Here is a 19,560-nt window from a genome sequence, read left to right on the forward strand (position 1 = left end):
CCGGACGGTAGCCTCGGCCGGATGCGCCTGACACCCGACGACCCGTTCCCCGAGATCGGCCATCCCTTCACCACCGCCGTCAGCGCCGACGGCCGCTGGCTGGCGGTCGGTTGCCTGGTGTTCGACCGCGCCGGTCAGGGCCGTGTCGCGGTGTACCGGACGGCCGATCTGGCCCTGTGGGACCAGCTCCGGGTGGACGGCGGCGTCGAGACGCTGGCCTTCCATCCGCGGCTGCCCGTCCTCGCCGTCGGCACGGAGTCCGGGGACGAGTTCGACCGCCGGGGCGCGCTGTACGTGTACGAGCCGGACGCGCGCCGCAGGACCGGCATGGCCGTCGCCGGCGCCGGGGTCGTCCATGTGCGCTGGCGGGACGCCCGGCGGCTGGAGGTGACCTTCGCCGAACCCGTCGTCGACTTCGAGGACCCCGGCCGGGACACCCACACCCGCTCCACCGTCGTACGCGACGACTGGTCCGGTGTGGGCGCCGAGGACCTCGCGGCGCCGCTCGGATGGCCGCGCACCGAGGCCGTGGCCGACTGGAGCCGGATGAGCGGCCCGGAGATCCGGCATCCGCAGCAGTACCTCGCCGCGCTCGCCGCCGAACACGGACGCGCCTGGAGCCACCGCCCGGGCGTGGCCGTCGTGGAGGTGCTGCGCGACGGCCGGGTGCTCGCCGCCCTGAGCAGCGGGACCCTGCTGGAGTGCTGGTCGCCGCAGGGCACCCTGCTGTGGTCGGTGCCGGAACCGGAGGAGTCCTTCCACCGCAACGGCGGTCATCTGTATGTCTGTCCGGACGAGGAGAGCGCCTGGGTGACCGTCCGCTACGGCGACAGCGGCAACCCGGTCACCTTCCTGCGCCGCCTCGCGCTCGCCGACGGCAGCCGGCTGGCCGAGCACAGGCTCGACTTCCCCGTCGCTCTCGCCTGGCGCGCCGACGGCGCCTGGGTCGCCCGCGACTCCCGCGAGATCTTCCCCGGCCCGCGGTGGCCGCCGTACGACAGCGTCGTGTACACCCCGAGCGGGCGGCGCCTGGCGGAGCTGCCGCTGGGGGAGAGCGACGGTTCGTTCGACCTGCGGGTGCGCCGCTCGCCGGATCTGCTGGTCCTGCGCGGCCACGGCGCGGCCGGGACCCCTACGGAACACCTGGACAAGTGGGTCGTCCGCCTCTCCCCGGCCGGTGCGGAGCGGCTCTTCCCGCTGTCCTGGGACGGCATGCTCGGCCCTTATCTGCGCGCGGGCGCGGCGGTGTACGTGGACGACGCGGCCGGGCCGGGGCTGGTGCACGCCTGCACGGTCCGCGACGCCGGACACCTGGTGCGCCGCGCCTACCCCGGCGGTGACCTGCTGTGGGCGCACCGCTTCGACGCGAGGGTCACCGGCGTCGACGTCCACGACGGCCACCTGTACGTGGTCACGGGCGGCTGCGAGCTGCTCACCCTGCACGCCGCCGACGGCACGGTCGTACGGCGTGCGCCCCTGACCCTCGGCGGCCACACCTACACTCCGGCCTGCCTGACCGCCGCCGAGGACGGCCGGCTGGTGATCGGGACGGTGGAGGGGCGGCTGCTGACGGTGCCCGGTCCGCTCTGACGGCAGCTCGGCGGGACCGTCCTCACAGCGTGGCCAGGCGCTCCACCAGCAGGAACGCGCCGATGCCCAGCATCGCCGCGCCCGACGTCCGGGTGACCGCGCGGGCCGCGGCGGGCCGGGCGCCCAGCACCGCACGGGCCAGCAGGCCGACGGCCAGGTAGACGGCGGCGCAGCACGCCATGTGGAGGACGCCGAGGACGGCGGTCTGCGCCGGGACGGGCAGGTGGGCGCCGTGGACGGTGAGGAACTGGGGCAGGACGGAGAGGTAGAGCAGCAGCCCCTTGGGGTTCAGCCCGCTGATCGCGGCGCCGCGGCCGAAGACCCGCAGCCCGCCCTGCGCGTCCACCGACTCCCCGGCGTCCGGCGTCACCGGACGCCGCAGCACGTTCCAGCCCAGCCACACCAGGTACCCCGCACCCACCACGGTCAGCGCGGTCAGCAGCGCCGGTGAGCCCGCGACGAGCACCGCGAGCCCCGCCGCCGCCAGCGCCGTGTGCAGCGCGTATCCCGCGACCAGACCGGCGACGGCCAGCGTCACCTTGCGGCCGCCGAGGCCCGCGGCGATCGCGTACGCCCAGTCGGCGCCCGGCACGCAGACCAGCAGGAAGTCCAGGGCGAGGAAGGAGAGGAGTGTTGCGGAGTCCATACCGGGGACATTAGGCGCGATCAGCCCGAAAGTGTTCCCGAAATTTGCCCGTGCTCTCGCACTGTGGGGGAAGATTTCCCTCATGGACGACGTGGACCGGAAAATCCTTGCCGAGCTCCAGCAGGACGGGCGGCTGACCGTGACCGAGCTGGCCGCGCGGGTGCGGCTGAGTGTCTCGCCCTGCCATCGGCGGCTGCGCGAGCTGGAGCGGTCGGGGGCGATCAGCGGGTACCGGGCGGTGGTGGATCCGGCGGCGGTGGGGCTGACCTTCGAGGCGCTGGTGTTCGTCTCGATGCGGCAGGAGGACCGGGAGACGGTGGCCGGCTTCGAGCGGGCGCTCGGGGAGGTGCCGGAGGTGGTGGAGGCACAGCGGCTGTTCGGCGAACCGGACTATCTGCTCCGCGTGGTCGCCGCGGACCTCGCCGCGTACCAGCGTCTCTACGACGACCGCCTGGCCACCCTGCCGGGGGTCCAGCGGCTGACGTCCACGCTGGTGATGAAGCATGTGGTCAAGGACCGTCCCCTACCGTGACGCTGCGCCGGCTTGGGTGGGGCGGCGGCGTCCGTGCCGGGTGCGGTGGCGTCCGTGCCGGGGGGAGGGGGCGGCGTCGGTCGTGGTGGGGTGCGTCGTCTTCCGGGCGCGGCGGCGTCGTGGCTGGTTGCGCCCGCGCGGCGGAGCCGCACGTCGACGCTGCCCCGCGCCCCTTTGGGGCGCTGCCCCGCGCCCCTTTGGGGCGCTGCCGGGCCGCCCTGGGACGGCTCGGGGCGCTGCCGGGCCGCCCGGGGGAGACAGGTTCCGGGGCTCCGCGGATGCGGATATGCGGCAGGCGGTGGTCCGGAGGGGGACCACCGCCTGGCAGACAGGACGTGGGGGTGGGGGAGCGGGGCGGGCGGGGTTACCGGGTCGGCTTCTTGCCGGTGACGCCCAGGTGTACCAACAGGGCCAGGTTCGGCTTCAGTTCGGCCTGCTTCACACCCCACGCCGTGAAACCCTTCTGGTGGGAGGCGACTGCCGTGAGCATCGCGACGAGCGCGCCGGCGATCGCCGCGGGGTTCACGTCCTTGTCGATCCTGCCCTTGGCCTGCAGCTCGGAGATGGACTCCGCGAGGGAGCCGTTCACCGCGGTGAGGATCTTCGTGCGGATCTTGTTGAACCGCTTGTCGCCCTCCGCGGCACCGAGATCGATCACACGCAGGATCGCGTCGTTCCGGCGCCAGAACTCGAGGAAGCCGTCGACGAGTTCCTGTGCGCTCTGCCAGCCGGCCTTGCCGGCCCAGGACCGGCCCTTCACCAGGTCGGCCAAGACGGTGCCCTCGGCGGTCATTTGGTCGGCGAGCTCCAGGACGGCGCCTTCGACGTCCGGGAAGTACTGGTAGAACGTCGCGGGCGAAGTGCCCGCCTTGCGGGCCACGTCGATGACCTTGACGTCCCGGTACGGAGAGGAGCTGAGCATCTCGCTGAGGCAGTCGAGCAGCTTCTGGCGGGTCGCCTGCCCTCGCCGGCCGGCCACGCGGCCGTCGACGGTACGCACTTGTCCTGTCATGCCGTCAGCTTACCGAGGGGGTGTCGGAGCGCTATTTGGCCGACTGCAAATGGGGTGCACGGGGGTGTGGAGGCTGGTGTGCCTGGTCTGCGGGGTGCGCGCGGTCCCGTTACTTTGGCGGCATGGCCGAAAACAGCGCATCCGCGTACCCCGAGGGCGCCCCCTGCTGGGTGGACGCCCAGCTGCCGGACGTGGAGGCGGGCAAGCGGTTCTACGGTGAGCTTTTCGGGTGGACCTTCGCGTCCGCCCACGGCGACTCGGTGTGGGCCCGGCTGGACGGGGAGCCGGTCGCCGCGCTGGCCCGCAAGACCGACGGGCGGCTGCCCACCGTCTGGACCGTCCACTTCGCCACCCCGGACGCCGGGGCGCTGTGCCGCCGTATCCGGGAGGCCGGCGGACAGGTGGTCACCGCGCCGCTGGAGGTCGGCGAGCTGGGCGTAGCGGCCCTGGCGGCCGATCCCGAGGGTGCCGTCTTCGGCCTGTGGCAGCCGGGCAGCCATCCCGGCTTCGGGCGCGGCCGGGCCGAGGGCACCTTCGCCTGGGTGGAGCTGTACGCCCGGGACACCGCCGCCGCCAACACCTTCTACGGCGATCTCTTCCACGACGCCCTGTTCGGACCCGACGCCGAGCCCCGCTTCGGCCGCGCCCCGGTCTCCGACGTCTTCCCCGCCGAGATGCCGCCGCACTTCCTGGTCCACTTCCGGGTGGGGGACTGCGCGGAGGCCCTCGGCCGGGTGCAGCGGCTCGGCGGGCGGGTGCAGGCGGATCCGTTCACGACGTCCTACGGCACGGTGGCGGTGGTGACCGACGACCAGGGGGCGTCGTTCGCGCTGCTGGAGCGCCCGTAGCCGTATCCGAAACGACCTGTCCGTCCTGAAATAATGCGAGACACCCCTCCTGTCACCGGGTTCGCAACCGGTGCCCGGGACAGGAAGAATCGGGGTGCGTGCCGCCACGGCGGTGCGGTGGTGAGACGCTGCACTTCGGCCGTGTCCACAAGCAGGTGGTACGCGGCTCGTACGGGGAGGTGGCAGGCAAGTGGTGGATCAGCTGACGCAGCACGATCCGCGGCGGATCGGGCCGTTCGAGGTGCTGGGACGGCTGGGTGCCGGCGGCATGGGGCTGGTCTATCTGGCACGGTCGGCGTCCGGCCGGCGCGTGGCGATCAAGACGGTGCGCACCGAACTGGCCGAGGACCAGCTGTTCCGGGTCCGCTTCACGCGCGAGGTGGAGGCGGCCCGCGCGGTCTCCGGCTTCTACACGGCGGCCGTGGTGGACGCCGACCCGCGTGCCGCGGTGCCGTGGCTGGCCACCGCGTACGTGCCCGCGCCCTCCCTCGAGGAGATAGTGAACGAGTGCGGGCCACTGCCGGCGCAGGCGGTGCGCTGGCTGGCGGCCGGGGTCGCCGAGGCGCTGCAGTCCATCCACGGCGCGGGCCTGGTCCATCGCGACCTGAAGCCGTCCAACGTCCTCGTCGTCGAGGACGGTCCCCGGGTGATCGACTTCGGTATCGCCTCCGGTGTGTCGAACACCCGTTTGACGATGACGAACGTCGCCGTCGGCACCCCCGCCTACATGTCCCCCGAGCAGGCCAAGGACTCCCGCAGCGTCACCGGCGCCAGCGACGTGTTCTCCCTCGGCTCCACCCTGGTCTTCGCCGCCACCGGTCACCCGCCCTTCCACGGCGCCAACCCGGTCGAGACCGTCTTCATGCTGCTGCGCGAGGGCCCCGACCTGGAGGGCCTGCCCGACGAGCTGCGTCCGCTGATCGAGTCCTGCATGCAGATGGAGGCCACGGCCCGCCCCACCCCGGCCGACCTCCAGGCCCAGCTCGCCCCGCATCTGTTCGGCTCCGGCTCCGACGACAGCGGTACGGCCTCGGCGTGGCTGCCGGAGAAGGCCGTCGCCCTGATCGAGACGCGCCGCGGCGGCCGCCCCTCCGCCAAGCCGGCCCCGGCGGGCCCGCGCAGCGGCGGTCGCGGCTCGGGCGGCGGCCAGGGCGCGGGACCCGCCATCCCGCCGCCGCCCCCGCACGCCCCGGCCGTTCCCGCACCGCCGGTCTCCGTGGGCGCGCCCGACACCGGCCCGGTCCGGCTGGCCGGCGCCGCCGTGCCGATCGGCCCCGGCCCACGCGTCGCCGATCTGCGGGCCGCCGCGGTCAGGGCGCCGGCGCCCGAGGCCGCCCTCGCCGCCTCCTGGTCCAGGCCGCGCCCCGGTGTGGGCGGCGCCGACCCGGCCGTACCGAATCCGCCGCCCGCGCCGGCGGAGCCGCAGACGGGCTGGCGGCCCTGGCGTTTCCGCATGTCGAACGACGTCTGGGGCACCCCGGCCGTCGCCGACGACCTGGTCTACGTCACCTCCTTCGAGGTGCACGCCCTCGACGTGGCCACCGGCCGGCGCCGCTTCAAGACCCGCGACGTCGCCTGGTCGATGGCGGTCGCCGACGGCCGGGTCCACGCCTCCGACGGCCCCACGCTCTTCGCCCTCGACGCCCGCACGGGCACCGACCTGTGGCGGCTGCAGACCGACGCCTGGGTGTACTCCCTCAAGGCCGAGCGCGGCACGGTCGTCACCGGCACCCGCGGCGGCGGCGTCCAGGCCTGGGAGGCGTCGAACGGCCAGAAGCTGTGGGAGATCACCGGCGTCCAGACCGACTTCGAGTCGCCCGAGGCCGGGCCCGCCCTGCACGAGGGCACCGTCTACGTCTGGCAGGACGCCCGTCTGCGCGCCCTCGACTCCCGCACCGGTGACGAACGCTGGTCGTACCCCATCGGTGACGCGGCCTCCTGCGGCGGTGTCCCGCTGCGCCTCACCCAGGCCCCCGACGGTTACGTCTACGTCAGTGCCGGCACCCGGGTGCTCGCCGTCGACGTGGCGAGCGGCATGGTGCGGTGGCACTTCGAGGCGCCCGCGGTGTTCCTGTCGCCGCCGGCCTTCGTGCCGGGCCCGGCGGTGACCGGCGGCGGGGTGTACCTGGCGGACTTCCTCGGCACGGTGTACGCCCTCGACGCCACCGACGGCCGCGACCGCTGGCGCATCGCCACCGAGTCCCGCGCCTCCGTCGAACCGGTCCTGGTCGTCGCCGGTCACGTCCACGTCGGCAGCGGCAAGGGGCTGTACACGCTGGACGCGGTGACCGGTACGCCCAAGTGGCGCTTCCAGGCGGGCGGCGACATCGTGGGCGCGCCCGCGGTGGCCGAGGGCCGTATCCACTTCGGCTCCACGGACCACCTGCTGTACACGCTGAAGGCCGACGACGGCCGGCTGCGCTGGAAGCTCGCCACGGGCGGCGAGATCACCGGCTCGCCCCTGGTGCGGGACGGCGTGGTGTACGCGTGCAGCAAGGACCGCTGTGTGTACGCGCTGGACGCGGAGAAGGGGACGGGGACGGCCCGGACGGCGTGACGGGTCCGGACGCCCGGTGCGGGGTGCCGAGGGCGGCGGGGTGCCCGGGGACGGCCGTCGTGCGGGTGCAACGGAAGGGGTGCCGGACGGCGGCCGCCGCGTCGGGGAACGACGTGTCCGCCGCTCTCATCGCCGACGGTACGCCGGGTACGGGACGGTCGCCACGCAGTGACATGTCCGTGACCAGTTGCCCCTAGGGTGACCCCATGAGCAGATGGGGTCGCGAGTTCAGGTTCCTGACCGTGTCGGCACTGGTGGTCCTGTCGCTGACCGGCTTCTCCACGGGCAGCCACAGCAGCCACGGCAGCAGTGGCGGCAGCAGTGGGGGCAGCAAGGTCAGCAAGTCCAAGTCCGGCTCCGGCAAGAGCGGGAAGAGCGGGAAGAGCAGCAGCAGGCACACCTCGAGCGGTGGCGGCTGCAGCAGCTCGCACCAGGACCACGACGCCTACGACGACGATGACGACACGTACGCCGCCGACGACACGGCCGACGACACCTCCGGCCCCGAGGCCACCGCGACCCCCCAACAGGGCGCGATCGTCAAGCTGGTGAGCTGCGCGACGAAGAAACAGCCCTACGCCGTCGTGCAGTTGCGCAACCCCAACACCCAGGACGGCACCTTCGAGCTGCGGATCGTCTTCCTGGACGCCAAGGGCAAGCCGGTCGACTCCGAACTGGACCACATCGAGGTCCCGGCGGGCGGAACGGTCGCCACGAAGGAGTACGTCGTCGGCAACGCGGCGACGGTCCGCCGCTGTCAGGTCCCCGACGTGGCGGACCCGGTGACGTCGACGCCCTGAGCGTCACGGCAGACCACGGCCGCGGCGGCTCCCCCTCCGCGCCGCCGCGGCCGTACCCCCGTGGGTGCTGGTCTGTCAGACCTCTTCGCTCGTGATGTGGGTGTCGAGCGGCTTGACGACCGTGCCGCCGTCGGCCTTCGCGTCCGTGATGTGCGTGTCGAGCGGCTTCACGGTGCCGGCGTCGGCGTCGGTGATGTGCGTGTCGAGCGGCGTGACGGTGCCGTCGGTCTTCTTGTCTGCGGCCATGTTCAACTCCTGTGGCTGGGGACGAGTCCCGCCCGGCGACTCCCCCGAGGACGCCGGGCGGGCAGGTCAGGGCCGTTCACCCTAGCGGTGGGCCCTCGGCGGCGATCCGTCTGCCCCCCGACGCGACGCATCGACCACCATCAGAGTGCAGGGCGGCGATAAACGAACGATGAACGCGCGCAGTTGCGCCCCTAGGCGGCGGTCACCGGGTTGAGCAGGCGTCGTACCTCGGCGAGCTCCGGCGAGTCCAGGGTCTCGTGGATGGCCAGTGCCTCGCGCCAGCAGGCCTGGGCCCGGTCGACCTGCCCCACCCCGTGCAGGGCCCGGCCCAGCACGGTGAGGACGTTGCCGCGCCGCCATTCCCCTCCGATGCCGCGCAGGACGGCGAGTGACTGTTCCGCGAGGGCGGCGGCCTGGGCCGGCTTGTGTTCGCCGAGGCGTACTTCGGCGATCCGGAAGATGCTCATGCCTTCCCAGAGGCGCTGACGGCTGTCCCGGAACACCTCGAGGGCCTCGCTCAGTTGCTCCACCGCGTCGGCCGGTTCACCGGCCTGCGCGAGCGCCAGCCCCAGGGCGTACCGGCCGTTGGCGCCGCGCAGGGTGTGCCCGAGCTGGTCGTAGATCTCGACGCCCTGGCGTGCCAGGTCGATCGCGCTCTTGGTCTGTCCCATGGCGAGGTGGGAGCGGGAGAGGTTGCACAGGGCGCTGGCCTGACCGGCCAGGTTGCCGTCCGAGCGGAAGTTGGTGATGGCTTCCTGGAGGTAGGTGGCCCCTTCGGCGTGCTGGCCCCGGTAGACCGCGATGACGCCTCGGTGGTTGGGCACCCAGCTGTTCAGGGCCGGATCGGTCACCGTGCGGGCCAGCGCCGCCGCCCGGCTCACTTCCTCGTCGGCCTGGGCGAACCGCCCCGCCGCCAGGTGGGACTCGGTCAGTGCGGTCCGCGCCCGCCCTTCGGCCTGGGCGTCACCCGCCGCCCGGGCGGCATCGCGCGCGGCCGTGGCGACCACCTCGTAACCGCGGGAGTTGGCCCCGGACTCGGCCAGGTCCTTCACCGCCCACAGCAGATCCACCGCACGACGCAGCATCGGCCCCCGGGCGCACTGCTGCACCAGCGCCAGAACGGTGTGTGCCTCCGCGTACAGCCAGTCCTGCGCCGCGTGCCGGTCCTGGAACACCAGGCCCGGGTGGTCCGTCGCCGCCAGGTGGTCCACCAAGCGGTCGCCGGGCCGTTCGATGGCGTACACGCCCGCCGCCGTGGACAGGTAGAAGTCCAGCAGGCGCGAGACCGCCGCCTCCCGTTCCCGCGGCGGCCACTCGTCGCGTTCCGCGCAGGCGCGGGCGTAGAGGCGGACCAGGTCGTGGAAGCGGTAGCGGCCCGGCGCCGCCGACTCCAGCAGCGAGGTGTCCACCAGGGACTCCAGGAGGTCTTCCGTCTCCTCGGCCGGCAGGTCCAGGACCGCCGCGGCCGCCGCGAGCGAGATGTCCGGGCCGTCCGCGAGGCCCAGCAGGCGGAAGGCGCGGGCCTGGGCCGGTTCCAGCTGGCCGTAGCCCAGTTCGAACGTCGCCTTCACCGCCAGGTCGCCGGCCTGGAGTTCGTCCAGGCGCCGGCGTTCGTCGGCGAGCTTGGCCGCCAGGACCGAGACCGTCCAGGTGCGGCGGGCCGCCAGACGCGACGCCGCGATACGGATCGCCAGCGGAAGGAAGCCGCACGCCGCGACCACGTCCAGCGCCGCCTCGCGCTCCGACCCCACCCGTTCCTCGCCCACGATCCGGGTGAACAGGGCCAGCGCCTCGTCCGGCGCCATCACGTCCAGGTCGACCAGGTGCGCCCCGGCCAGGTCCAGCATGCGCACCCGGGAGGTCACCAGCGCCGCGCACCCTTCGGTGCCCGGCAGCAGCGGACGTACCTGGGCCGCGTCGCGGGCGTTGTCCAGCAGGACCAGGACGCGGCGGCCGTCGAGCACCGAGCGGTACAGCGCCGCCCGTTCCTCCAGGGAGTCCGGTATCGCGGAGTCCGCGGTGCCGAGGGCGCGCAGGAAGGAGCCGAGGACCGTCTCGGGTTCGGCGGCCCGCGGACCGGCGCCCTGCAGATCGACGTACAACTGGCCGTCCGGGAAGGCCGCGCGGGCCTGGTGGGCGACGTGCACCGCCAGCGTCGTCTTGCCCACGCCGCCGATGCCGGCCAGCGCCGACACGGCCATCACCCGGCCCTCGGCGGACGCCAGGATCTCGCCCAGTTCCCGTACGAAGGCGGTGCGTCCCGTGAAGTCCGGCACGGTGGCGGGCAGTTGCGCGGGGCGGGGGCGTGGCGTCACCGGCTCGGTGGGCGCGGAGGCGGGCTCCGCCAGCGCCGGGTCGGCGCGCAGGATGCGCTGCTGGAGCTCGCGCAGGCCGGGGCGCGGGTCCACGCCCAGTTCCTCGGCGAGCAGACGGCGGGTGTCGGCGTACACCGCGAGGGCCTCCGCCTGGCGGCCGCTGCGGTAGAGGGCCAGCATCAGCAGTTCGCGCAGCCGCTCGCGCAGGGGGTGGGCGGCGGTGAGAGCCGTCAGCTCCGAGACCGCCTCGGCGTGGCAGCCCTGCTCCAGGTCCATGTCCAGCCGCGACTCCAGCAGTTGCAGCCGCCACTCCTCCAGGCGGACCCGCTGTGCCTCCGCGTACGGGCCCGGTACGCCCGCCAGCGCCTCCCCGTCCCACAGGGCGAGCGCCCGGCGCAGCACCTCACGGGCGTGGCCCAGGTCCCCGGCGGCCCTGGCCTTGTCCGCGTCGGCCGCCAGATCCCGCGCGAGAGCCAGGTCGAGTGTGCGCGGGCCGCGCAGGGCGTAGCCGCCGGACTCGCTGACCAGCACGCCCGCGTCCAGTACCTTGCGCAGCCGGGAGGCGTAGGTGCGCAGCGCCGCCAGCGCCTGCGAGGGGGGTTCCTCGCCCCACAGGGCGTCGATCAGCTCGGCGGCCGTGGCCGTGCGGCCCTCGCGCAGCAGCAGCGCGGCGAGCAGGGCGCGCTGCTGGGGGGAACCGGTCGCCAGCGGGTCCTCGCCGCGCCAGGCCCGCACCGGGCCGAGCACGCCGAAGCGCAAGGCCGCCGACTCCGCAGCGGAGTCAGGGCGCCTCTGCTCCGGCACCCGCGGAACACCGTCCATCGCCGTCCCCCCTGGAGATCCCGAGCAACCCCGTCAGTTTGCCTTGTTCATGGCGGATGCGTCAGCCGTGGGAGACGCCGATCACAGGGCGCGGGGCGGGCGGTCACAGGACCCACACATACGGCCCGGCGCGAGCGGCGGTCCCTCCCACGGGGCCGGGAGGTCAGTCCAGGTCGACCCGGACGGTGAGCAGATCGGTCCCGAGGGCCCGGACGGCGACGCTGTTGAGGCGCGGCAGACCGCGCAGCCGGGCGCGGGGGTCGTCGTCGGGCAGGAGGCGGGCGGTGCCGGTGTACCAGCGGCCGCGCAGCCGGACCCGCACCCGCGGGTCGGCCTGGATGTTGCGGACGTACTGGGAGCGCGGGCCGAACTCCGACACCAGCCAGAAGGAGTCGCCGATGCGGCGCCCGCCCACCGGGGTCTGCCGGGGCAGCCCGGAGACCCGCCCCGTCGTCTCCAGCACCGTCTGCGCGGGCAGCCGGCGCAGCACCGGGTTGAGGCGGCGCTGGAACGCCGTGGTGTACCGGTGGCGGAGATCGGCGAGGCGGGACACGGAACACTCCAGACGCAGGTCAGCGGTGGCCGAGGAAGACCGGGTTGGTGAACGCGGCGAGCGCGCCCGGCAGCGGTCCCGGCGCGGCCTCGTGCCGCACCTCGGCGCGGACGTAGGCAGCGTACGACGGGGTGGTGCGCCACTGAAGGGTGCCCGCGCCCGACTCCGGCAGCGGGGCGCCGGTGAACAGCACGCCCTGGTCGGTGACGAACCGGACGGTGCAGCGCGGGGCTCCGGACACCTCCAGCCGCACGGTCACCGGGGTGTCCCGGTCCACCTCCAGCCGCTCGCCGATCCCGGCGTGCTTCCCGCGTCCGTCGCTCACCCGGAAGTCCAGCGTGACCTGCGCGGACTCGGCGACGTAGGAGCGGCCGGCGCGGATGCCGGCCTGGATGGCCTCGCGGGTGAGGTCGTGGGCGTGGACGACGGTCTGCGGCATGCCCACCGGGTCCGGGTCGCGGTGGGCGTCGCTGTTGCCCATCGCCGGGATCCAGTCGCGTCCCTCGCGCAACGAGGCGACGAGCATGGAGTCCCAGTCGGCGAGCGCCACCTCGTCGTCAGGGGTGTACGCCCCGTTCCACACCTCGATCGCGTCGGCGTCACCGAAGCCGAACTTCCAGTTGCAGCCGACGCAGGTGGCGTGCGGATGCGCGGGGACGACGAGACCGCCGGCTTCGCGGACGCGGCGGGCGAACCTCCCGAACCGGTTGTCGCGGGCCCGGTAGCGCCAGTCGACGAAGGTGCCCGGGTCGGTGCCGAGGGCCACGACGTGGCCGTTGCGGGTGGTGATCTCTTCGCCGAGCAGCACCAGCAGGTCGTCTCCGGCCACGTCCGCCCAGTGCGGGTGGGAGGAGATGGTGTTGTGGTCGGAGGTGTTGATGAAGTCCAGGCCGGCGGCCCGGGCGAGGGCGCCGATCTCGGCGGGGGTGCGGCGGCCGTCGGAGTGCCAGGAGTGCAGATGGCAGTCGCCCCGGTACCAGTCCCGGCCCCGCCCCTTGGCGCGCTCCGGCGGGTGGGCGGGCTTCGGCGTCTCGCCGGGCTCGCCGTGGGTGAGCGTGACGGTCAGCTCGTACGTCAGGCCCTGCGGGGCCACCGTGTAGGGGCCGAGTGCGATGTGCCAGGTGCCCTCGCGCACCGGGCCCGGCAGATAGCCGGGGGTGGCGTCGTCGGCCCGCACGAAGAACTCGGTGCGGGCGCCGCCGGACCAGCCGCGGAAGCCCTGGCCGCCGAGGCCGGTGCCGCGCTCGTCGAAGACACCGATGTCGAGGGCGTTGCCCGGGGTGCCGGCCGGCACGGAAGGCTTGTCGTAGGTGTAGGAGACCCTGAACTCCCGGACGCCGGGCGGGACCTCGACCGGGACGTACACGAAGTCGGGGGCGCCCGGGGGGAGCGTGCCGCGCACGGTCCGCGTCTCCCGGCCGCCCCGGCCCCCGTCGGCCGCTGAAGCGAAGGTCACGCTTCCCAACCTAAGCGAGGCGGCCGCTCCCGTCACGAACAGGGCGCGTCTGCCCAAGGCGTTTCCGTCTGCTGTGTCGTCGCGCATGGCGGTCACTGTGCCGGGCGGGCGTGAACTGCGGTAGGCCGCAAGGAAATCGGTGCGTGGCGGGCCTGGGGGGTGAACGCCGTGCGGATCGTGACCGACCGGACGGTATCGACTGCCGCCGTCCGGCGCGGTACAGATGCCGTCATGCGCATCTCCGTCACGGTCTTCCTCACCGACGAGACCCTCACGCCCGTCCGCCTCGCCCGCGAGCTGGAGCAGCGCGGCTTCGCCGGGCTCTACCTGCCCGAGCACACCCACATCCCGGTCGAGCGCACCACTCCGTACCCGGCCGGCGGCGACCTGCCGCGCGAGTACGGCCGCACCCTCGACCCGTTCGTGGCGCTCGCCCAGGCCGCCGCCGTCACCGAACGGCTCGGCCTGGGCACCGGCATCACGCTCGTCGCCCAGCACGACCCGATCGCCCTGGCGAAGCGGATCGCGACCCTCGACCATCTCTGCGACGGCCGCTTCACACTCGGCGTCGGCTTCGGCTGGAACGTCGAGGAAGCCGCCGACCACGGGGTGCAGTGGCGCACCCGGCGGGCCCTGGTGCGGGACCGGATGGCGCTGATGCGGGCCCTGTGGGCGCCGGAACCGACCGGTCACGACGGCGAGTTCGGCGGCGTACGCCCGAGCATCGCCCACCCCAAGCCCGTGCGGAAGCCGCGCGGCCCGGTCCTCGGCCCGCGCACCCTCGTCGGCGGGGCGGCCGGCCCGCGGCTGTTCGCGGACATCTGCGCGTACGCCGACGGCTGGCTCCCGATCGGCGGCCGCGGCCTGAGCGAGTCCCTGCCGCTGCTGCGCACGGCCTGGACGGACGCGGGCCGGGACCCCTCCGCCCTCCAGGTCGTCCCCTACGCGGTGCACCCCACCCCGGGCAAGCTCGCCCACTACGCCGGCCTCGGCATCGAGGAGGTGGTCCTGCAACTGCCCGCGGCCGGGGAGAGCGAGGTGCTGCGGGCGCTGGACGCGTACGCCCCGTACCTTTCCTGATCACGCTCGTATCCTCGAAGGATGACGACCTCCGCGACCCCCGGACCCGGCCCCACCGAGAACTCCATGCGTCGCGCGCTCAAACGCGCCCGGGACGGTGTCGCCCTCGACGTGACCGAGGCGGCGGTGCTGCTCCAGGCCCGTGGCGAGGACCTGACCGGGCTCGCCGCCTGCGCCGCCCGGGTCCGCGACGCGGGCCTGGAACAGGCGGGCCGCCCCGGCGTCATCACCTACTCGAAGAGCGTGTTCATCCCGCTGACCCGGTTGTGCCGGGACAAGTGCCACTACTGCACCTTCGTCACCGTGCCCGGCAAGCTGCGGCGGGCGGGGCACGGGATGTTCATGTCGCCCGACGAGGTCCTCGACATCGCCCGCAAGGGCGCGGCCCTCGGCTGCAAGGAAGCCCTCATCACGCTCGGCGACAAGCCGGAGGACCGCTGGCCCGAGGCGCGCGAGTGGCTCGACGCGCACGGCTACGACGACACCATCGCCTACGTCCGGGCCGTGTCGATCCGCATCCTGGAGGAGACGGGCCTGCTCCCGCACCTCAACCCGGGCGTCATGACGTGGACGGACTTCCAGCGGCTGAAGCCGGTCGCCCCGTCGATGGGCATGATGCTGGAGACGACCGCGACCCGGCTGTGGTCCGAGCCGGGCGGCCCGCACCACGGCTCCCCGGACAAGGAACCGGCCGTACGGCTGCGGGTCCTCGAGGACGCCGGCCGCTCCTCGGTCCCCTTCACCTCCGGCCTGCTGATCGGCATCGGCGAGACATACGAGGAGCGCGCGGAGTCGCTGTTCGCCCTGCGCAAGGTCTCCCGTGCCTACCACGGCATCCAGGAACTGATCATCCAGAACTTCCGCGCCAAGCCGGACACCGCGATGCGGGGCATGCCGGACGCCGAACTGGACGAGCTGGTCGCCACGGTGGCCGTGGCCCGGCTCATCATGGGCCCGAGCGCCTGCCTGCAGGCACCGCCGAACCTCGTCGACGCCGAGTACGAGCGTCTCATCGGCGCCGGCATCGACGACTGGGGCGGGGTGTCCCCGCTGACCATCGACCACGTCAACCCCGAACGTCCCTGGCCGCGGATCGAGGAGCTGGCCGAGAAGTCCCGAGCGGCCGGCTTCGCACTGCGCGAACGGCTCTGCGTCTACCCGGAGTTCGTGCAGCGCGGCGAGCCCTGGCTGGACCCGCGGCTGCTGCCGCACGTGCGCGCGCTCGCCGACCCGCAGACGGGCCTGGCCCGCGAGGACGCCGTCGTCGAGGGTCACCCGTGGCAGGAACCCGAGGAGGTCTTCACCCCCACCGGCCGCACCGACCTGCACACCTCGATCGACACCGAGGGCCGCACCTCCGACCGCCGCGACGACTTCGACGAGGTCTACGGCGACTGGGCCGCGCTGCGTGAGGCGGCCGCCCCCGGCATGGTCCCCGAGCGCATCGACACCGACGTCCGTCAGGCGCTGGCGACGGCCGCGGACGACCCGACACGGCTCACGGACGCCGAGGCGCTGGCGCTGCTGCACGCGGACGGCCCGGCGCTGGACGCGCTGTGCCGCGTGGCCGACGACGTCCGGAAGTCCGCGGTCGGCGACGACGTGACGTACATCGTCACGCGGAACATCAACTTCACCAACGTCTGCTACACCGGCTGCCGTTTCTGCGCCTTCGCCCAGCGCCGCACGGACGCCGACGCCTACACGCTCTCCCTGGACCAGGTCGCCGACCGGGCGCAGCAGGCGTGGGACGTCGGCGCGGTCGAGGTGTGCATGCAGGGCGGCATCCACCCGGACCTGCCCGGCACGGCGTACTTCGACATCGCGAAGGCGGTGAAGGAGCGCGTCCCCGGTATGCATGTGCACGCGTTCTCCCCGATGGAGGTCGTCAACGGCGCGACCCGTACGGGCCTGTCGATCCGCGAGTGGCTGACGGCGGCCAGGGAGGCCGGCCTGGACACGATCCCGGGCACGGCCGCGGAGATCCTGGACGACGAGGTCCGCTGGGTGCTGACCAAGGGCAAGCTGCCCGCGGCCACCTGGATCGAGGTGATCGAGACGGCCCACGAGCTGGGCATCCGCTCGTCGTCGACGATGATGTACGGCCACGTCGACCAGCCCCGGCACTGGCTGGGCCACCTGCGCACGCTCGCCGCGATCCAGCAGCGCACGGGCGGCTTCACCGAGTTCGTGACCCTGCCCTTCGTGCACACCAACGCGCCCGTCTACCTGGCGGGCATCGCCCGCCCGGGCCCGACGATGCGCGACAACCGGGCGGTCACGGCGATGGCCCGTCTCCTGCTGCACCCGTACATCCCGAACATCCAGACCAGCTGGGTCAAGCTCGGCACCGAGGGCGCCGCGGAGATGCTGCGTTCGGGCGCCAACGACCTGGGCGGCACCCTGATGGAGGAGACGATCTCCCGCATGGCGGGCTCCTCCTACGGCTCCTACAAGTCGGTCAAGGACCTGATCGCCGTCGCGGAGGCGGCGGGCCGCCCGGCCAGGGCCCGCACGACGCTCTACGGCGAGGTCCCGCAGGAGCGGCAGCGGACGGCCGAGGCCTCCGACGGCCACCTGCCGCAGCTGCTGCCGGTGCTGGACTGACCGGTCGGGGCCCTGCCGCAGCGCAGTACGATGATCCGGCCCCCGGGCTGCCGGGGGCCGGAGACTGAGGAGATGCGCAGGTGCCTGCCCGACGGCTGCCCTCGTGGGCCTGGACCACCGCGCTGACCGTGGGCGCGGTCGCCGCGGTCGCGGCGCTGACGGTGCAGGCCGACCAGGGCGCGAAGCCCACGGCGTCGGCGGCCCGGCCGGGCGCGTCGGTGCCGGCGCACCCGCACCCGGCGCCCGCGGTGCCGCCCGCGGTGCCGGACGGCTCGGGCACCGGACGCCGGATCGTGTACGCGCTCGGTCAGCACCGGCTGTGGCTGGTGGACGCGAGCGACTCCCCGCGCCGCACGTTCGCGGTGTGGGCGGGCACGGTCAGCCCCGATCCGGGGACGTACAAGGTGTCGACGCGGCGCGAGACCACCACCGGGTCCGACGGCGTGCAGATCGAGCACATCGTGTACTTCGCGGCGAAGTCGGGGGTGTCGATCGCGTTCTCCAACGCCGTCGACGGCTCCTCGCCGCCGCCGGCCGCCGCGGGAAGCCGTACGGGTGGCATCCGGATGCGGGCGGCCGACGGGGCGGCGCTGTGGACGTTCGCGACGCCGGGGACGACGGTCGCGGTGGTCAGCTAGCGGCCTCGGCCTTCTCCACGACGGGCACCTCGGCGGGCTTGGCGTCCCCGGCCGCGAGGTGGTTGACGATCAGCACGATGCCGCTGATCAGGAAGATACGGGTGGCTGCGTCGAGGCCGTTCCAGTTCTTCGACTGCCACATGGCGAACCACTCGCCGCCGATCGCGATGAACCCGGCGCCGAACAGCAGCATGAGCATCAGCAGGCCGTAGGTGGACAGCCGGCGGGCGAGGACGTGGTCCCGGCGCGCCCAGCAGACGGTCCCGGCCGTCAGCACCAGCGCGGCGACGGACTCCCAGACGATGATCGCGACGTAGGCGGCGTTCTGCAGGCCCTTGGCGGTGATGGCCCGCCACATCAGATCCTCGTCCTTGAACGTGGTGTCCATGGCCAGGACGTGCTGGACGAACGCCTGGTTCGTCCCGAAATCGGTGATGTTCCCGAAGGCGACGAGAGCGATGTAGAGCGCGAGCACACCGGTGAGCAGCCCGGCGGCGAGCGGAAGCGCGCGTGAGGTGGGGGTGGTCATGCCGATCATTCTGCACATCCGCCCTTTCCGGCGGTGCAGTGCTCAACTTCCCCTTGAGGTACGGAAGCTGACCGGTTCCGTCCGGCCGTGCACATTTCCCCCTCTTTTCCACCCCTGAACCAGCCGTCCCCGTTCGATTACAGTGCTCGCGTCGTACGTACGGACGGTCCCGGGGAGGTCTGGGTGGGCGCGACGTCCGGTGCCGTCTGGGGACGAGCCGAGCAGCAGGACTTCCGCAGCCGGGTGCGCGGCACGCTCCTCGGGGCGGCCGTCGGTGACGCCCTCGGCTCACCCGTGGACGCGCTGGACCTGGCCGCGATCCGGGAGGCGTACGGCCCGGAGGGCATCGCCGACCTGGTGCCCGCGCACGGCCGGCGCGGCGCCGTCAGCCACCGCACGCAGCTGACCCTGTTCACCGTGGACGGGCTGATCCGCGCCCAGGTGCGGCGTGACACCGGCGCCTGGCACCCGCCGACCGATCTGCACCGGGCCTACCGGCGCTGGCTGGCCACCCAGCGGGACTGGGGGCCAGACGAGCGCCGCAAGGACGACGGCTGGCTGGCCCGCGAGGAGTGGCTGTACGCCCGCCGGGAGCCGTCCCGCGCCCTGCTGCTCGGGCTCGGCGACGAGACGATGGGCACCCTGGAGGCGCCGAGGAACCCCGGCGAGGACGGTCCCGAGGCCGCCGCCCGCTCCGCACCCTTCGGGCTGCTCGTCGGCTGGGAGCCGCAGCTGGTCGTCCAGCTGGCGGTGGAGTGCGCCGCGCAGACCCACGGGCACCCGGTCGCCGGCCTGGCGGCGGGGGCGTACGCGGCGGTCGTGCACGGTCTCGCCCGCGGCCAGAGCCTGGACGGCGCGGTGCAGCAGGCGCTCGCACTGCTCTCCGCCCGCCCCGGCCACCAGCCGGTCTCCGACGCCCTCCAGCACGCCCTCGGCGCGGTCCGGCAGGGCCTGCCGACCCCGGCCCGCGTCACCGAACTGCTCGGGGAGGGCACCGCGGCCGGGGTGCTCGGCGCCGCCGTCTACTGCGCGCTGGTCGGCGAGGACGTACGCCACGGCCTGCGCCTCGCCGTCAACCACGACGGCCCCTCCGGCCCGGCGGGCGCCCTCACCGGCGGCCTCCTCGGCGCCCTGCACGGCGAGACGGCCCTCCCCCCGGCCTGGCTGGCCGAACTGGAGGGCCGCCCCACCCTGCTGGAACTGTCCGACGACTTCGCGATGGAGATGACCCAGGGCCCGTCCCTGCACGGCCCCGCAGGCGCCTCCCCGGGCTGGCTCACCCGCTACCCACGGGCCTGACGGGAGGGCGGGCCGGGCGGCGGGCCACGA

At 73.8% G+C, this 19,560-nt stretch carries 16 protein-coding genes; 9 read left to right on the forward strand and 7 right to left on the reverse strand.

All coding sequences use genetic code 11. The features are described 5' to 3' along the window. The first annotated feature begins 21 nt into the window (after nucleotides 1-21). Nucleotides 22-1,590: a hypothetical protein gene (locus ACZ64A_RS21630; protein ID WP_469812229.1), complete on the forward strand. Its 1,569-nt coding sequence runs from the start codon at nucleotides 22-24 to the stop codon at nucleotides 1,588-1,590. A 22-nt stretch (nucleotides 1,591-1,612) separates the two neighbouring features. Here the strand turns inward: ACZ64A_RS21630 and ACZ64A_RS21635 are convergent, their stop codons facing one another. Next, nucleotides 1,613-2,236 carry a LysE family translocator gene (locus ACZ64A_RS21635; protein ID WP_469812231.1) on the reverse strand — a complete coding sequence of 208 codons (624 nt, stop codon included), beginning with the start codon at nucleotides 2,234-2,236 and terminating at the stop codon, nucleotides 1,613-1,615. Nucleotides 2,237-2,318: 82 nt separating this feature from the next. On the opposite strand from ACZ64A_RS21635, the gene ACZ64A_RS21640 reads away from it, so the two are divergent. Continuing rightward, nucleotides 2,319-2,768 carry an Lrp/AsnC family transcriptional regulator gene (locus ACZ64A_RS21640; protein ID WP_469812233.1) on the forward strand — a complete coding sequence of 150 codons (450 nt, stop codon included), beginning with the start codon at nucleotides 2,319-2,321 and terminating at the stop codon, nucleotides 2,766-2,768. A 364-nt stretch (nucleotides 2,769-3,132) separates the two neighbouring features. On the opposite strand, the gene ACZ64A_RS21645 is transcribed toward ACZ64A_RS21640, so the two are convergent. Beyond that, complete coding sequence (locus ACZ64A_RS21645; protein WP_469812588.1) at nucleotides 3,133-3,768, reverse strand: TetR family transcriptional regulator; 636 nt, start codon at nucleotides 3,766-3,768, stop codon at nucleotides 3,133-3,135. Between the two features lie 134 nt (nucleotides 3,769-3,902). Between ACZ64A_RS21645 and kbpA the strand changes: the two genes are divergently transcribed. The 3 genes from kbpA to ACZ64A_RS21660 all read left to right on the forward strand — a co-directional run bounded on the left by kbpA (nucleotide 3,903) and on the right by ACZ64A_RS21660 (nucleotide 7,985). Beyond that, nucleotides 3,903-4,628: an AfsK-binding protein KbpA gene (gene kbpA / locus ACZ64A_RS21650; RefSeq protein ID WP_469812235.1), complete on the forward strand. Its 726-nt coding sequence runs from the start codon at nucleotides 3,903-3,905 to the stop codon at nucleotides 4,626-4,628. Between the two features lie 190 nt (nucleotides 4,629-4,818). Further along, nucleotides 4,819-7,185: a protein serine/threonine kinase AfsK gene (gene afsK / locus ACZ64A_RS21655; protein ID WP_469812237.1), complete on the forward strand. Its 2,367-nt coding sequence runs from the start codon at nucleotides 4,819-4,821 to the stop codon at nucleotides 7,183-7,185. 206 nt (nucleotides 7,186-7,391) lie between these two features. Then, nucleotides 7,392-7,985: a hypothetical protein gene (locus tag ACZ64A_RS21660; RefSeq protein ID WP_469812238.1), complete on the forward strand. Its 594-nt coding sequence runs from the start codon at nucleotides 7,392-7,394 to the stop codon at nucleotides 7,983-7,985. Between the two features lie 75 nt (nucleotides 7,986-8,060). Here the strand turns inward: ACZ64A_RS21660 and ACZ64A_RS21665 are convergent, their stop codons facing one another. From ACZ64A_RS21665 to ACZ64A_RS21680, 4 genes are all read right to left on the reverse strand, one after another. Next, nucleotides 8,061-8,231, reverse strand: a complete 171-nt coding sequence (locus ACZ64A_RS21665) for a hypothetical protein (protein ID WP_469812240.1) — start codon at nucleotides 8,229-8,231, stop codon at nucleotides 8,061-8,063. A 191-nt stretch (nucleotides 8,232-8,422) separates the two neighbouring features. Beyond that, on the reverse strand, nucleotides 8,423-11,368 hold the full coding sequence (gene afsR, locus ACZ64A_RS21670; RefSeq protein WP_469812242.1) for an SARP-family global regulator AfsR: 2,946 nt from the start codon (nucleotides 11,366-11,368) through the stop codon (nucleotides 8,423-8,425). Between the two features lie 163 nt (nucleotides 11,369-11,531). Beyond that, entirely contained in the window at nucleotides 11,532-11,921 is a 390-nt protein-coding gene (locus tag ACZ64A_RS21675; RefSeq protein ID WP_469812244.1) for a nitroreductase/quinone reductase family protein, read from the reverse strand. Between the two features lie 19 nt (nucleotides 11,922-11,940). Continuing rightward, on the reverse strand, nucleotides 11,941-13,464 hold the full coding sequence (locus ACZ64A_RS21680; RefSeq protein ID WP_469812245.1) for a CehA/McbA family metallohydrolase: 1,524 nt from the start codon (nucleotides 13,462-13,464) through the stop codon (nucleotides 11,941-11,943). A gap of 144 nt (nucleotides 13,465-13,608) precedes the next feature. Here ACZ64A_RS21680 and ACZ64A_RS21685 point away from each other — a divergent pair, with 144 nt between their 5' ends. The 3 genes from ACZ64A_RS21685 (at nucleotide 13,609) to ACZ64A_RS21695 (ending at nucleotide 17,702) form a co-directional block, all read left to right on the forward strand. Continuing rightward, complete coding sequence (locus tag ACZ64A_RS21685; RefSeq protein ID WP_469812247.1) at nucleotides 13,609-14,457, forward strand: TIGR03619 family F420-dependent LLM class oxidoreductase; 849 nt, start codon at nucleotides 13,609-13,611, stop codon at nucleotides 14,455-14,457. Nucleotides 14,458-14,478: 21 nt separating this feature from the next. Continuing rightward, on the forward strand, nucleotides 14,479-17,064 hold the full coding sequence (locus ACZ64A_RS21690) for a bifunctional FO biosynthesis protein CofGH (protein ID WP_469812249.1): 2,586 nt from the start codon (nucleotides 14,479-14,481) through the stop codon (nucleotides 17,062-17,064). A gap of 80 nt (nucleotides 17,065-17,144) precedes the next feature. Further along, nucleotides 17,145-17,702, forward strand: coding sequence for a hypothetical protein (locus tag ACZ64A_RS21695; RefSeq protein ID WP_469812251.1), 558 nt, complete (start codon nucleotides 17,145-17,147; stop codon nucleotides 17,700-17,702). Here the strand turns inward: ACZ64A_RS21695 and ACZ64A_RS21700 are convergent. Further along, nucleotides 17,695-18,231, reverse strand: coding sequence for a DUF2165 domain-containing protein (locus ACZ64A_RS21700; protein WP_469812253.1), 537 nt, complete (start codon nucleotides 18,229-18,231; stop codon nucleotides 17,695-17,697). The genes ACZ64A_RS21695 and ACZ64A_RS21700 overlap by 8 nt on opposite strands. Before the next feature lie 183 nt (nucleotides 18,232-18,414). Here ACZ64A_RS21700 and ACZ64A_RS21705 point away from each other — a divergent pair, with 183 nt between their 5' ends. Next, on the forward strand, nucleotides 18,415-19,530 hold the full coding sequence (locus ACZ64A_RS21705; RefSeq protein ID WP_469812254.1) for an ADP-ribosylglycohydrolase family protein: 1,116 nt from the start codon (nucleotides 18,415-18,417) through the stop codon (nucleotides 19,528-19,530). The last annotated feature ends 30 nt before the right edge of the window (nucleotides 19,531-19,560 follow it).

Source organism: Streptomyces sp. NPDC104814 (assembly GCF_055583185.1).